The organism is Bacillus cereus group sp. MYBK15-3 (assembly GCF_051916765.1).
GTDB lineage: Bacteria > Bacillota > Bacilli > Bacillales > Bacillaceae_G > Bacillus_A > Bacillus_A cereus.
On the sequence record NZ_JBQAHG010000001.1, the window covers coordinates 1,350,864 to 1,365,510 of the forward strand.

Consider the following 14,647-nt stretch of genomic DNA (forward strand, 5'->3'; position numbering starts at 1 on the left):
ATGATTCTATGAAAGAAAAGAATGAAAAGATGAACAATAAAAATAAAGGAAAAGTATTTTATGGTAATGATTGTTGCAAATTAAGAGCATGTAGCCATATTAACATCCCTAAGTCAGAACTTACAGAAAGACTTCTTCAAGCTCTTGGTCAAGCTATTCTAGTTCAATATAGATCTGGTTGCCTAGGCGGAGGAACTACGGGGACTACTGGTGCTCAAGGGCCTCAAGGCGCTCAAGGACCTCAAGGCGCTCAAGGACCTGCGGGCGATACAACTGCGACACTATCTGTCTTCCGAATTTACTAACCACAATTTCCGAAAATATTTTGGGAGGACTAAGCACATTTATAAGTAATAGATGTGATTTTGATTGTCTATTAAATCTCTCTTTTAATAAAAAGGAGCACTTGTTTGGGAGGATAAGTGCTCCTTCTTTACGTTTCTTTACCTCAAATTTACTCTATCTTAATCCTCATTTTGTATGATAAATAATGAAGTCAAAGATATGAAAGAGGGATGAAAAATGAGAGTTATGTCACCGATACGCATTTGGATTGCTCTTATGATATGCATTATTTTATGTGTAGGATTTTTTTTAACTCTAAAATATTCCACTATTTCAAAAGCAGATAGAAAAACTGTTCCATACAAAATTTTGTATACGAAACAAAGCAACATCCCTTATTCCAATGCAACAAAAAATGAAAAGAAAGTTATAACGGGAATGCTTATTACGAAAGCTTCTAGTTCCGAAGCATTACTTCAAATTGCTGAAACGATTAAAGATCAGTATACAAATAAAAAAATCGATGAAATTACACTTTCTATCCACAATAAAAATAATGGTAATTACGAAGAAGAATTACCTTACGAACCTATTAGTAAAGGAAAAATAATTGTCACATACGATTCTCAATCCTTTGGCAATACGAACATTATACTTAACGAGTAGTAACTAGTACGGAGAAGGGATAATTTCAATCGTTTAAAATTTCATTTTGTTTTTCATACAAAAAAGAGGCGAATTTCATTATTCGCCTCTTTCTTTTACCAAAATGAAGGAATCCATTCTTTCACTTTATCAATCCACTCTTGTTGCTCTTTTTTTCTTTGTTGTTCCTCTTCTTTCCTTCTCTTCTCTTCTTCTTTTCTTCGTTTTTCCTCTTCTATTGTAGTCAATTGTTTTTTATAATCAGCCTCAGATATGAGCGATAACTGAAATGCTTTTTGAGCTGGATTTGCGTTCGCTTTTTTCATAATATCCCGGAACATTGTCGTCGTAATTTGACTACCACCCGGAACATAATGATCGCTATCTGTTTTATCATATCCTACCCAAATCGCACCTACCAAATCTGGTGTGTATCCAACAAACCATGAATCCTTTGCGCCGGTGCTTGGGCCATTTACAATTTGAGTAGTTCCTGTCTTACCAGCCGTATCAACATTATTAACTTTCGCCTTTTCGCCCGTTCCCTTTTCGACAACGCCTTTTAATAAATATGTCATCTTTTGAGAAATTTTCTCGCTTGTCACTCGTGTCTCTTTCTTATACCACTTTCCAATCGTTTCACCTTCCGCATTTTGTATCTCTCTAATCGCATGAGCTTCCACTTGAACACCATCATTTGCAAATGTACTATACGCTTGAGCCATTACAAATGGGGATGTTCCTACATGCATACCGCCTAAAGCGATTGGATACGTACGATCTTCTGGCGCTAATGGAATACCAAATCGCTCTAAAGATTTCAACCCTTTATCTAATCCAATCTGTTCCAATAGCCAAACAGCCGAAACATTGTACGACTTTGCCACAGCTTCATACATTGTCACATCACCGTGAAAAGTATGATCGCTATTTTGTGGTTTATATTCTTTAATATTAAATGGTTCATCTTTCAATATATCGTATACTTCATACCCTTGCTCTAACGCGGGTACATATACAGCTAAAGGCTTTAACGTTGAGCCAGGTTGTCTTTTTAATTGGGTTGCATGATTAAACTGTAAAAACTGGTACGGTCCTCTCCCTCCAACTAAAGCTGGTACACCACCTGTTTTTGGATTCATAAGAACTACACCCGTTTGCATCAGTTGGTCTGAGCCATTATCTTTGAAATAACTATCATTATTCACAACGTCTTCTACAGCCTGTTGTTTTTTCGGGTCAAGCTCTGTATAAATACGATAACCACCCGCTAAAATTTCATTTTGTGTCAATTCGTACTTGTCCATTGCTTCTCTAACAATATAGTCTACATATTGAGAATATTTTCCCTTGTATTTATCATCCACACCACGTTTTAATACAAGACCGCTCTCTTTTTCTTTATTATACTGTTCGTCAGAAATATACCCTTGCTCTTTCATTAAGCTTAATACGACATTACGTCTTTCAATTGACTTGTTAAAGTTTTTATAAGGTGAATATGCAGATGGTGCTTTAATCAAGCCTGCAATCGTTGCAGCTTCTGAAATTGATAAATCTTTTACATCTTTATCAAAATAAGATTTTGCTGCCCTTTTTATACCCCAAGCACCTTCCCCAAAATAAATTTGATTCATATACATTTCAACAATTTCATCTTTTGTATAAGTACGTTCTATTTTTTTTGTTAAAAAGTATTCCTTTATTTTACGAGAAAATGTACGATCTTGTGTCAGAAATACATTCTTCGCAAGCTGCTGTGTAATTGTACTTCCCCCAGCTACAACTTCTCCTGCTGTAATATTTTTAAAAACCGCACTTATAATTCCACTATAATAAATACCATGATGGTTAAAAAATTCCTTATCTTCTACTGCAACAATTGCCTGAACCATAATATCAGGAATATCTTTTCTTTTAACGCCTTCTGTTTTCGAAGAAGCTAATTTAGTTGCGACCTCATTATTTGCATCATAAATTAAAGTCGGTTGTGGAACAGCTTGTTTTAGTTCAGATATGTCTTGAATGGAAATTATTATATTTACAGCAATAAATAGAGTAACGAATACACTTCCCAATACAATTAATGAATTACGAAGTTTCTTCCTCTTATTGAACCACTCAAGCATTTTTTTAAAATGAGTGTTCTTCAATTTCATTCGTTCACTTCCTTCATTTATTTACACTCTTCTTTTTAAAAGGAAGAATATACCGCCTTTTAAATTTATTATAATAACGTAGTCATTCCTATAGTGTAAAGCTTTTCTTTTACATTCATACTTTTTGCAAGAAAAGGACATTCTACAAGTAAGATATTCACTATTGGATATTAATATTATTAATAGAACAACGAGAGTTATGTTAAGTTTTTGTAAACTTTTCGATAAAATGTTTTAAAAAACGACAGTTTTTTGTTAGAATTGATTAGCCAATATATTTTACATATATTACTTTTGTGGGGGTAACAATAATGGTCTTTAAATCAAAAAAAGATAAATTTTCTGAAATGTTAATGAATGTTTCCGAAAATTTAAAAGAAGGCGCGCAGTTTTTCGTGGAGTATAAAATTAAAAATGCTAGCGATTTAAAAGAGTTTTCTATGCGCATGAAAGAGTATGAGTCAAAAGGTGACTCATTTATTCACGAAATCATTATGGAGTTAAACAAAGCGTTTATCACTCCGATTGAGCGTGAGGACATCCTACAACTTGCAATGAGTATGGATGATGTATTAGACGGATTAGATCACAGTGCTGGTCTGTTCGAAATGTATTCTATTACAGAAGCTGATGAATACATGATTAAATTCGTAGAAGCAATTAATCAATGTGCGATTGAGATTGCAAACTCTGTTGAATTAATGTCTAACAAAAAATTAGTCGACATTCGTACAAATGCGATTAAGATTAAGGATTATGAATCACAGTGTGATGATATTCGCCGTCATGCGATTAAGCACTTATTCTCTCGTGAAAAAGATCCGATTAAGATTATTCAATTTAAAGAGATTTACGAAGAGCTTGAAGAAGTAGCTGATAGCTGTCAAAGCGTTGCAAACGTATTAGAAACAATTATTATGAAGAACGCGTAAGGAGTTTGATCATGGATACACTCTTGATACTGACCGTTTTAGTAGTCATTTGCGCTTTAGCTTTTGACTTTATCAATGGATTTCACGATACAGCAAACGCTATTGCAACGGCTGTTTCAACGAAAGCTCTAAAGCCTAGACATGCCATTATTATGGCGGCTATTATGAACTTTTTAGGCGCAATGACATTTACAGGTGTAGCAAAAACGATTACAAAAGATATCGTTGATCCATTCGCCTTACAAAATGGTTCTCTTGTAATTTTAGCTGCTTTGCTTGCGGCAATAGCTTGGAACTTAATTACTTGGTACTACGGTATTCCAAGTAGTTCTTCGCATGCAATTATCGGCGCAATCGCAGGTGCTGCAATTGCGGCCGCTGGGATTAGCTCGCTAAATCTTAAAGGATTCATTAAAATTATTGAAGCTTTAATCATTTCACCGATTATCGCTTTTGTTATTGGTTATATCGTATACAGTATTTTTAAAGTAGTATTTAAAAACTTTAACTTAACGAAAACGAATAAGAACTTCCGTATATTCCAGATTTTCACTGCAGCATTACAAGCCTACACACACGGTACGAATGATGCACAAAAAGCAATGGGGATCATTACGATGGCACTTATGGCTAATAACTATCATACTTCTAGCGATATCCCGTTCTGGGTACAATTATCTTGTGCTGTCGCAATGGGGCTTGGTACTTCTGTCGGTGGATGGAAAATTATTAAAACTGTCGGTGGACAAATTATGAAAATTCGTCCTGTAAATGGTGTAGCTGCCGATTTATCATCATCACTTGTTATTTTCGGTGCAACATTCATTCACTTACCGGTTAGTACGACGCACGTTATCTCTTCTTCTATTTTAGGGGTTGGTGCTTCTCACCGTGTGAAAGGGGTAAAATGGGGAACTGCAAAACGTATGTTAATTACATGGGTTATTACACTTCCTATTTCAGCTTCTTTAGCTGCTCTGTTTTACTACCTATTACATTTTGTTTTCTAATCAAAAGTCGTCTTCCTTATTTTTCTAGGAAGACGACTTTTTTGTGAACAAGCCTATTTCTCATTAAAAAGCGTGTATAATAATTGGTGGATAAGTTATTTAGAGGAGTTGGCAATTTTGGAATACATCATGTTACTTTTCATCGGACTAATCGCCGGAACAGTCGGCAGCCTAGTTGGGCTTGGAGGCGGAATTATTATTGTTCCGTTATTAATTGGATTACACAGTTTATCACCACAACTTGCAGTAGGGACTTCCATGGTAACAGTCGTTTTCACAGGACTATCTTCCACCCTTACTTACATGAAGCATAAGCGAGTAGATTATAAAAGTGGACTTATTTTATTTATCGGAAGCGGCCCTGGTGGTATTATCGGATCATGGGCAAATAAATTTTTAAACCAAGACACATTTTCTTTATACTTTGGGATTTTCCTTATATTCGTCTCAATTCTACTTATGCTTCGAGACAAATTAAAACCTCTTTCCCTCTCAAATACGTCTGTAATTAAGCGTTCTTTTACAGATAATGATGGAAATACTGTACACTACCAATTCCCACCGTTTCTTGCTATCTTTATCGCCTTTATAGTTGGGTTTATATCTGGATTATTTGGAATTGGTGGCGGTGCCTTACTTGTTCCAGCAATGATGCTTCTTTTTGCATTCCCAGCACATATTGCAGTAGCAACTTCAATGTTCATCGTATTTCTATCAGCAATTGTAAGTTCTGCAACTCACATCTCACTTGGAAATGTCAGCTGGATTTATGCATTAATCCTGATTCCGGGTGCATGGATTGGCGGAAAAATCGGGGCTTACATTAATACAAAACTAAGTGGTAACGCCGTAATTAATTTATTACGTATTACGTTGATTATTCTTGGAACTAGATTAATCATTATTTCCCTTTTATAACGTATTCTTTTTAGAATGCGTTTTTCTTATACACATGAATATAAAAATCCTCCGAGGAGAACAAATAAAATTAAACAAACACATAATAACATATAATTTGAAATATGTACTTTCTTCAAGTTGACCACTCCTATAACTGCGACTGTTATCTTTATGATAGCGAAAAAATAGTTCACTTGCAGTTACAGAGTGCTAACAATGCAAAATCAATTATTACAAATTTTATCCTTATATTTCATTTCTTTGTATATTCTATCGATTTAATAAAAAAAGATGTCATATTGACATCTTTTTTAATGAAGAAGTGACCACCCCATGAAGTCTTCATGTACTTGGCACGCCCTCTTATCGTTTCGATCATATAATTCAGCATAGCTATCTGTTTCTTCATCATAAGCCATCGTATAAATAATTTGGCCGTCTACTTCAACGGATAAAACGACTCCACCTTTCATCTCTTCTACATGAATGATAGCATTCGCCGGAATTCTCATATCCGTCATTCTCATCGCATCTAACAATATACTAAACCCCCTACAGCGTATTCATTGCTAGTACTATTACACACTAAATAGTATACTACTGTAATAGCATACATTTCGTCAATGAAATTGCTGTTGAAATAGCATATTGTCTATATACATATACGCTAAAATAGAAGAAATAGAAACATATTAATGGGGGGCTAACATTGATTCTACACAAAGGAGATGTACTATTCCGTCAAGGCGAGGACGGTCCTTTATACTTTATAAAAACAGGCTTATTAAAAGTAGTTCGGCTAGAAGAAGACGGAACACCATTTTTATTCAACATTATCGTTCCAGGTGAAACGATACCTCATCATTCTTTAATTTCACCGAAAGAATATCACGGTACAGCTATCGCTTTAATAAAAACAGAAGTGGAACCGATCACTAGTAGTGAATGGTACGAGAGACTTCAAGCAAATCCCGAATCGTATGCTAACATCGCTATGCAATTGCAATCTAAATTAAGAATGATGCAACAACGAATTGATCAATTGACAACCGTCTCTCCGAAAGAACGTCTTCATCGTTTACAAGAATGGTTCACCCTATATTTAGGTGACATTCCTATATATGAAATATTAACACAAACCGAAATTGGTCAACTGATAGGTATACGCCGTGAAACAGTAAACCGTTTATTACGAGAACAAATAAAAAACGAGGTAAAATAAATACCTCGTTTTTTTGCTTATTGTAAGCTTGTTGCTGGGCCGAAAAATTCATAATGAATATGCTCTTGTTTCACACCTAAATCAGTTAGTGCAGCATTTATATGCTTCATAAATGCTACTGGACCACAGAAATAAAACTCTGCTTCAGTTGTCGGAATAATAGTTTTTAACCATTCACTTTCAATGAAACCTTCTTTATCAAAGTTCTTCATTTCTAAATCTTTTTCAGTCGGTGCAGAATAACAAGTATATGCTTTAACTTGTTCATATTCATTTTCTACTGCCTTAACGTCTTCTTTCATTGCATGTGTATTACTATTTATTGCTGCATGAACAAAATATACATTACGTTTTGAATCTTGTTCAATTAACGTATTTAACATACTCATCATCGGTGTAATCCCTACTCCACCACTAATTAGTACAACTGGTAATGTTGAATCCATATTTAACACGAAATCTCCCGCTGGTGCACTTACTGGTAAAACATCTCCTTCTTTTACATGTTCATGTAAGTAATTAGACACTTTACCGTCTGGTGTATCTACACCTTTTTCTTTTTTTACACTAATACGATAATATTCTTTCCCAGGAGCATCGGATAAACTGTATTGACGATTATGTGTATATGTCTCACCTTCAATATTGATTTGAACCGTTACATATTGACCTGGGATGAATGAAGAAACTTTACCTCCATCTTCAGGTTTCAAATAAAATGACGTAATAACATCGCTTTCCTTCACTTTTTTAACAATCACAAAGTTGCGGAAGTCTTTCCATCCACCTTCTTTATGTGCAGCTTCTTCATACATCTCTGCTTCAATGCTAATGAATGCATCAGCAATGACACCATACGCTTCTCCCCATGCGTTTAAAACTTCATCAGGTGCACCTGCGACCTCTTTAATGGCACGCAGTAAACATGTACCTACAATCGGGTAATGCTCTGCTTTAATACCTAAACTTCTATGCTTATGACCAATTTGTTTTACAACTGGAATAATAGCTTCTAAATTATCAATGTACGTTGCAGCTGCATAAACAGCATTCGCTAACGCTTGTTGTTGTCTTCCCTTTTTCTGATTTGTATGGTTGAAAATATTCAATAACTCCGGATGTTCCGAAAATAAAATTTCGTAAAATCTCGTTGTAATTTCAACGCCTTTTTCTTGTAATAATGGTACTGTTGACTTTACGATTTCAATTGTTTTTGCACTTAACATTGTATCCCACTCCTCTATTTCCTTAACTATTTTTAGTTTAACTGAATCTTATAATGCAGATTGTGATTTTAATCACTATTAACACGGTGTTTTTGTGAATAATATATGAACATTATATTTACAAAAGAAAATAAGCTAACTAGAATTCTAGCTAGCTTATTATTTTGTTTGTATAGCTTGTTCAATTACTTTTATATCTTTCCCATCGCCAAACTCCGTATACCCCCAGATATTCGTTTCACCTCTATATTTATTTACGATGATATCCAAGTCATGATATACACGGTGGGCATACACTACATACTCAATATTTTGAAGTTCCACACCTTTTTTTACAATTTCATAGCTTCTATTTACATCGCGTTTTATTTTTTCATTCTTTATTTCCATATGTATATTTTTTAAAGATTGTTCTTGCTGTTGAAACCATTGCTTAAATTGATTCCAATCCCCATCTGTATAATTCTCTGCTTTACCGTAATTTAAGAAATTATTATAGCTTTCATGTGTCATTCGAATAAAATCTAGCACTTTTGTCTCTTCTTGCACATCTTCTATTTGAGCTATTGTATTTACCTCAGCAGGCTTATTCGCATAATGTAACAGCACATTCATAAGACTATAACTCGCAATAATCATCACGATAATAATACCTAATACACTTAACAATTTCTTCATATACAGAACTCCTTCTCTACTAAAAATATTACAACGTATGACTATACTTGTAACATTCTCTTGTAGAAATATAATTCCTGTATAAATTCTTCCTATCATTTCGACAATATTTTTCTATACATTTCTCGTTGGCAAATGTTCTTGTAAAACAATATATCCTTCATAAGCTGTGTAACCGAGTATAGCCATTAATCCGATATAACAAGCAAATACTGTCCATTTCGTTTTCGCATCCACTTTATAATAGTTTTCTTGTTGTTCCTTTTCTGTTTTCCATTCATTTAATTTTCTTTCTGACGCTTCAAATGCTTCCCTTATGTGAATTGTATACTCATCTTTTTCATCTTCATATGGAACATAATCTAACGGTTCGAACTTCGGTAAAAGATACTCTAACACTTCCATTTTTTGAAGTTCACCTATTTGTAACTCTTTTTCCCGTTCTCTTTGTCTTAATGCATTCATCTCATGATGCATCACGTATATAGTCCGATGTACAGCACCCGTTTCTTTTAATTCCTCTTCAAGCCTAGTAACATATTCTTTCATCCCATCAATTTTATGCCCTAATTCCTTAATCGGCTCATCTCTCTTTATTACTCTATATAGCTCCATACAACCGATAATAACAATAAATCCTCCCAAAATACTTTTAAAGTAAATTGAATAGCCAAGTAATAAAATAAGGCCTGCTCCCCAAATTTTAGTACTGACAACTGAAATAATTCGCCCACCATCTAGCGGCGAAACGGGAATTAAATTAAAGAAATTAATCATACTTCCAAGCAAAATAACAAGCGCCCAAAATGGCTCTTTCGTCATTATATAAAGCGGTATCGCTGGTAAAAATGACAGAAGTCCGAAAAACGGACCCATATAGGCAATGTAAGCTTCATCTTTCGCATTTTTCGGCATCTCTTTCATTCCAATAAGGGCCCCCATAAATGGAATAAAGATTGCTGGCGATGTTGGGATCCCCTTTCTTTTCGCAGCCCATAAATGGCCCATTTCATGAACAAACAACAAATAAATGAGCGCCACTCCAAATTTCCAACCATATAGAACTGCGTATGCGCCAAGCGATAGAAACATACTAAATACCGTTGAAAACTTTGCTAATTTAAAAATTGCAAATACCCACTTTAACTTAGACAGTAAAAATAGACCTATCGCAACAATAATTCCCCATAATCCTTTTTTATTATTTTTCATATTCCTCTCCTTTATCTCTCATTAATGAATCATATTCATTCATTAAAGCTTGTTCTTTTCTCTATTATGACATATTTTTTTCTATTGTTAGAAATAATGTTTATATAATCCATTTTCAGCCAAAAATATAAATAAAAGGAGGTGCACAAAAATGAATTTACAATCTCTTATAATAGGTGCTCTATCGTTTTTAGCTTCAACTCTTATTTTTTATACCGTTAGTTACGTATTATTATTAGATTTGTTGCCCAATCACGTATTTATTGCCCTTGTCATCCTTTCCGCTCTTATGATTTCTTTTCTTATTACACGAAAATCAATGAATGAGCCATCTGCAAAAGCAAAGTAATAGAGAGGGGTGCTTTCCCCTCTCTATTATCATTTCCTAGGAAAAGTCATATAGATTTGACGAGTTTATATTCATTCCAATCCGTAAGGGCTAATTAAAGTCTTACTTTATCTTTGAAAATTCATTTTTTTACCATAATCTTTAACAATCTGAATTATATTTTGAAACACACCTATTTTTTCTTTTTTACTGTTTAATATTTTCAAATCATAACTTTCGTAATATGTTTCTAATGATTTTAATTGTGATTCTGAAGCGCTTTTTATCGGAACAGTAGCATGTAATTCATATTGCTTATACCCTTCCTTTACTTTTTCACCTAAAGTCATTTCACTCTCTTTTGCTCCAATTAATTTTTGAACTTTTTCTGGAAAATTGAGTTGTAAATAATATTCTTGCTCCTTCACTAACTTATTGTATAGTGATTGTGAAATCGTATACCGTACCGTATAATTCACGTTTTGATCGCCTGTTTTAATATGAAACGCGGTAATCTGCAAATCTTTTTTTGTTACTTCCGTTAAAGGGCTTACCTGCATCTCATCTTCTTTTTGTTCTGAGACATTTGGAAATATATCCAAAAGCTTTTCCGTATCTTTTTCATTCAACATATACATAGCTTTCTTATATTGCACCCATCCTCGTCTATCTTCTCCCCTTAACCATGCATAATAAGTTTCTTTTTTCCCATCTCTACTAATTTGTATTTCATATTCAGGTTCACCGAAGCTTCCTGTTATTTCTTGTTTCTCAGCTTTATTCAAAATGTCTATTACTAACTTCGCTTCTGATTCCTGCAACTTTTTCTCTTTATATTTTTTTTGTATAACGGTTACCCCTATTGTTTCTTTCACTTCATTCACCGTCTCTTCTACTTTTTTTGTTTCTTTTTTCGGCTCAACTTGACCACAAGCTGCTAGTAACATAACAAACAACAACACCAATACATATTTCCCTTTCAAATTAATCCTCCTCTTACGATAAGAAATCCTTATAATCTTCATACATAAAACAAAAACGTGACATCCTATTAAATACGCTATACTAATCATTGAAAGGAGGTCTTTATCATGTCCATTAATTTTCATGATGAAAATAATAAGTACACATATGCAACAAGAAACGCTCATATTTCTTGGGCTGAAATGGTAAAAAACATTACAGAAATACAAAACAAGCAAATAATTGATATCGGCTGTGGTGGTGGGATTTATACGAAAGAACTCGCTCTTATGGGAGCCAATAATGTTGTGGGACTTGATTTTTCAAAAGAAATATTACAAGCTGCAAAAGAAAATTGTAACAACTTTTCAAACATTTCATTCATCCACGGTGATGCACATAATATCCCATACCCTAATGAAACATTCGACATAGTTATTTCACGTGCAGTTATTCATCATTTACAAGACATTCCTACATTTTTACGTGAAGCTTCTCGTATATTAAATAAAAACGGTGTACTTATTTTACAAGATCGAACAATTGAAGATTGTACAATTCCAGGAAGTCCCGAACACATTCGCGGATATTTTTTCTCTCTATTTCCAAAACTTATTGAAATAGAGTCAAAAAGACGTCCAAAAACCAACACTATACAGACTGAATTGCAAAAACATTCTCTTCATGTACTTCCCACACAAACACAATGGGAAATACGAAAAATACATGATTCTGTAGAAGCATTATTGCAAGATTTATCTCCTCGAACAGGTCGATCCATTCTATATGAGTTAACAGATGATGAACTTTCTCAACTTCTACAACATATACAGACCGCATTACAAAACGTCTCTCCTATTATTGAAAGAGATCGATGGACAATTTGGAGCGCGATGAAGTTGTAAGGAAGGAAGCCTCACAAAATAATGTGAGGCTTCCTTTCTTTCATAATCTAATTTTGCAACACTCTTGATATCCTCCACTTCTGGCCTGTGCACTTCCACACTTCGGACATACTAAATATCTAGACTGATTTGTCAACAAACTACCTTTTTGAAAGAGTAAAACTTCTGCTTGTTTAAACGAACGCGAATAATATAACCACATAAAACCAATTATAGCAATAATGCCAAATAATACTCCCATCGCAAGCATTTCAGTCACCTCTTTTGGTTTGTTCTTTCCAGCAAGTGGATTGTTGTATTATTCTCTATAAATTCAAACAATCCCTTCTTCACTCCTATAAATATCAATTTTCTCTATAAAATTTACAATTCATCATTACCTTTACAACAACGAATATCACTTTCGATATTTCCGTATATAAATATATCTTTCCAAAAACATATTGACTTTCTAAAAAAAACATGCAACAATACTGTCAGAATACTTGAATAAAAATTCATTGACGAGAACGAGTACGTTATAGAACTGTTCCCCAGAGAGTTGGCGATTTGCTGAAAGCCAACGTTCAGTGCGTAACCGAAAATCATCTCCGAGAAGTAGAACCGAATGTTACAGTAAGTTCTTACCGGCCGTCCCCCGTTACAAGGAACACGTATCATGTTGTACGTTGCAAAGCCGTATACATATAGATTAATTTCTACATGTGTAAATTAGGGTGGTATCGCGGGTAAATATAACTCGTCCCTTTCTTTAGGGACGAGTTTTTTGTGTTCTTACAAATGAATGAAAAAGGAGGAAAAACAATGAACACTGTATCAAAAAAACATATTTTTTTCACGGGTCTTATGCTATTTTCTTTATTTTTTGGGGCAGGTAATTTAATTTTCCCTCCCATGCTTGGGCAAAACGCAGGTGAAAACTTTTGGCCAGCAATGATTGGATTTTTACTAACAGGAGTTGGCTTACCACTACTTACTGTTATCGCAATTTCTCTATCAGGAAATGGAATGCAACAACTTGCAAGTCATGTTCATCCATTATTCGGAATTTTCTTTACAGTGGTTGTATACATTGCCATCGGTCCATCCATGGGCATCCCACGTGTTGCAAATGTCGCTTATGAAATGGGTGTTAGTTCTTTCTTGCCAGAAACAATCCGCTCTAGCAGCCTAGTACTATTTGTATATACAATCATCTTCTTTACTATCGTATTTTGGCTGAGTTTGAATCCATCTAAACTTGTTGATCGTATTGGAAATGTATTAACACCTATTTTATTACTCTCTATTTTCTTATTGTTTGTTAAAAGTGTATTTACACCACTTGGACAATCAGGACCAGCAATGCAAGAGTTTCAAACTTCTCCAATCTTCAAAGGCTTTATGGAAGGCTACTTAACAATGGACACCATTTCAGCACTTGCATTCGGAATTATCGTTGTAAATGCAATTCGCTCTAAAGGTGTGAATGATCGTAAGTCCATTGCCATCGCCACAGCAAAAGCAGGGCTTATTGCCGCTACAGGGCTCGTACTTGTATACGGTGCACTCGGCTGGCTTGGGGCAACTAGCGTCTCGCTCGGATATGCAAAAAATGGCGGACAGCTACTTACTGTTATCGTACAACAATTATTCGGTCCATATGGTTTGCTCCTATTATCTCTTATCGTTACACTCGCTTGTTTAACGACATGCGTTGGACTCGTCTCTGCGTGCAGCCAATATTTTTCAACATTATTGACTACATTTTCATACAAAACGTTCGCGAGTATCATTTGCGCATTAGGATTACTAGTTGCCAACTTAGGTTTAACGAAAATTATCGCAATCTCTGTTCCAATTCTGCTTGTTGTGTATCCAATTGCAATTGTACTCGTACTACTATCATTGCTTCATAAATACTTCGGTGGATATCGCTCTGTTTATGTAGGTGCTTTAATCGGAGCAGCTGTAGTAAGCGTATTTGATGGATTAAAACAAGGTGGTATTTCAGTTTCATTTATCACACCATATTTTGAATTTATCCCTTTATATAATGAAGGAATCGGCTGGCTAATACCAGCATTAGTAGGAGCTCTTATTGGTCTTGCAATGGCTAAGCTAAGCGGTACGAAAAAAGTTCCATTAGTAACCGACTCTCACGAAGTAAAAGCCTCCTAAAAAAACTCCCAAAAGGGAGTTT

The 14,647-nt window shown here is 34.6% G+C and carries 16 protein-coding genes and 1 other annotated feature; of the genes, 9 read left to right on the top strand and 7 right to left on the bottom strand.

The window, feature by feature from the left end:
* The first annotated feature begins 8 nt into the window (after window positions 1-8).
* Together ACTFR8_RS06900 and ACTFR8_RS06905 are read left to right on the top strand one after the other, a co-directional pair.
* On the top strand, window positions 9-305 hold the full coding sequence (locus tag ACTFR8_RS06900) for a hypothetical protein (RefSeq protein ID WP_002098656.1): 297 nt from the start codon (window positions 9-11) through the stop codon (window positions 303-305).
* A gap of 217 nt (window positions 306-522) precedes the next feature.
* The gene (locus ACTFR8_RS06905; protein ID WP_001265584.1) at window positions 523-951 is read left to right on the top strand and encodes a hypothetical protein; all 429 of its coding nucleotides are present in this window, start codon (window positions 523-525) and stop codon (window positions 949-951) included.
* 95 nt (window positions 952-1,046) lie between these two features.
* Here the strand turns inward: ACTFR8_RS06905 and ACTFR8_RS06910 are convergent, their stop codons facing one another.
* A complete protein-coding gene (locus tag ACTFR8_RS06910) occupies window positions 1,047-3,089 on the bottom strand; it encodes a transglycosylase domain-containing protein (RefSeq protein WP_000769240.1) in 2,043 nt (680 codons plus the stop codon).
* 311 nt (window positions 3,090-3,400) lie between these two features.
* Here ACTFR8_RS06910 and ACTFR8_RS06915 point away from each other — a divergent pair, with 311 nt between their 5' ends.
* From ACTFR8_RS06915 to ACTFR8_RS06925, 3 genes are all read left to right on the top strand, one after another.
* On the top strand, window positions 3,401-4,021 hold the full coding sequence (locus ACTFR8_RS06915) for a DUF47 domain-containing protein (RefSeq protein ID WP_000231447.1): 621 nt from the start codon (window positions 3,401-3,403) through the stop codon (window positions 4,019-4,021).
* A gap of 11 nt (window positions 4,022-4,032) precedes the next feature.
* Window positions 4,033-5,031, top strand: coding sequence for an inorganic phosphate transporter (locus ACTFR8_RS06920; protein ID WP_000380270.1), 999 nt, complete (start codon window positions 4,033-4,035; stop codon window positions 5,029-5,031).
* Between the two features lie 117 nt (window positions 5,032-5,148).
* A complete protein-coding gene (locus ACTFR8_RS06925) occupies window positions 5,149-5,949 on the top strand; it encodes a sulfite exporter TauE/SafE family protein (RefSeq protein WP_000455762.1) in 801 nt (266 codons plus the stop codon).
* A gap of 293 nt (window positions 5,950-6,242) precedes the next feature.
* On the opposite strand, the gene ACTFR8_RS06930 is transcribed toward ACTFR8_RS06925, so the two are convergent.
* Window positions 6,243-6,470 (bottom strand): hypothetical protein, encoded by a 228-nt coding sequence (locus tag ACTFR8_RS06930; RefSeq protein ID WP_000883009.1) that lies wholly within the window; start codon window positions 6,468-6,470, stop codon window positions 6,243-6,245.
* Window positions 6,471-6,640: 170 nt separating this feature from the next.
* On the opposite strand from ACTFR8_RS06930, the gene ACTFR8_RS06935 reads away from it, so the two are divergent.
* Window positions 6,641-7,153, top strand: a complete 513-nt coding sequence (locus ACTFR8_RS06935) for a Crp/Fnr family transcriptional regulator (protein WP_000600585.1) — start codon at window positions 6,641-6,643, stop codon at window positions 7,151-7,153.
* A gap of 17 nt (window positions 7,154-7,170) precedes the next feature.
* Here ACTFR8_RS06935 and hmpA read toward each other — a convergent pair whose 3' ends face one another.
* From hmpA to ACTFR8_RS06950, 3 genes are all read right to left on the bottom strand, one after another.
* Window positions 7,171-8,379: an NO-inducible flavohemoprotein gene (hmpA, locus tag ACTFR8_RS06940; RefSeq protein ID WP_000947320.1), complete on the bottom strand. Its 1,209-nt coding sequence runs from the start codon at window positions 8,377-8,379 to the stop codon at window positions 7,171-7,173.
* Between the two features lie 159 nt (window positions 8,380-8,538).
* Window positions 8,539-9,057: a hypothetical protein gene (locus ACTFR8_RS06945; protein ID WP_000735540.1), complete on the bottom strand. Its 519-nt coding sequence runs from the start codon at window positions 9,055-9,057 to the stop codon at window positions 8,539-8,541.
* Window positions 9,058-9,171: 114 nt separating this feature from the next.
* Window positions 9,172-10,269 (bottom strand): site-2 protease family protein, encoded by a 1,098-nt coding sequence (locus tag ACTFR8_RS06950; RefSeq protein WP_000794488.1) that lies wholly within the window; start codon window positions 10,267-10,269, stop codon window positions 9,172-9,174.
* A 151-nt stretch (window positions 10,270-10,420) separates the two neighbouring features.
* On the opposite strand from ACTFR8_RS06950, the gene ACTFR8_RS06955 reads away from it, so the two are divergent.
* On the top strand, window positions 10,421-10,618 hold the full coding sequence (locus ACTFR8_RS06955) for a hypothetical protein (protein WP_001053356.1): 198 nt from the start codon (window positions 10,421-10,423) through the stop codon (window positions 10,616-10,618).
* A 107-nt stretch (window positions 10,619-10,725) separates the two neighbouring features.
* Here ACTFR8_RS06955 and ACTFR8_RS06960 read toward each other — a convergent pair whose 3' ends face one another.
* Complete coding sequence (locus ACTFR8_RS06960; RefSeq protein ID WP_000677069.1) at window positions 10,726-11,580, bottom strand: hypothetical protein; 855 nt, start codon at window positions 11,578-11,580, stop codon at window positions 10,726-10,728.
* A 108-nt stretch (window positions 11,581-11,688) separates the two neighbouring features.
* Between ACTFR8_RS06960 and ACTFR8_RS06965 the strand changes: the two genes are divergently transcribed.
* Entirely contained in the window at window positions 11,689-12,465 is a 777-nt protein-coding gene (locus tag ACTFR8_RS06965; RefSeq protein WP_000026285.1) for a class I SAM-dependent methyltransferase, read from the top strand.
* A 40-nt stretch (window positions 12,466-12,505) separates the two neighbouring features.
* Here the strand turns inward: ACTFR8_RS06965 and ACTFR8_RS06970 are convergent, their stop codons facing one another.
* Window positions 12,506-12,715, bottom strand: a complete 210-nt coding sequence (locus ACTFR8_RS06970) for a hypothetical protein (protein WP_000880630.1) — start codon at window positions 12,713-12,715, stop codon at window positions 12,506-12,508.
* A gap of 241 nt (window positions 12,716-12,956) precedes the next feature.
* Window positions 12,957-13,215: a binding site (T-box leader), on the top strand.
* A 54-nt stretch (window positions 13,216-13,269) separates the two neighbouring features.
* Here ACTFR8_RS06970 and brnQ3 point away from each other — a divergent pair.
* Window positions 13,270-14,625: a branched-chain amino acid transport system II carrier protein BrnQ3 gene (gene brnQ3 / locus ACTFR8_RS06975; protein ID WP_001099174.1), complete on the top strand. Its 1,356-nt coding sequence runs from the start codon at window positions 13,270-13,272 to the stop codon at window positions 14,623-14,625.
* Window positions 14,626-14,647 lie beyond the last annotated feature (22 nt).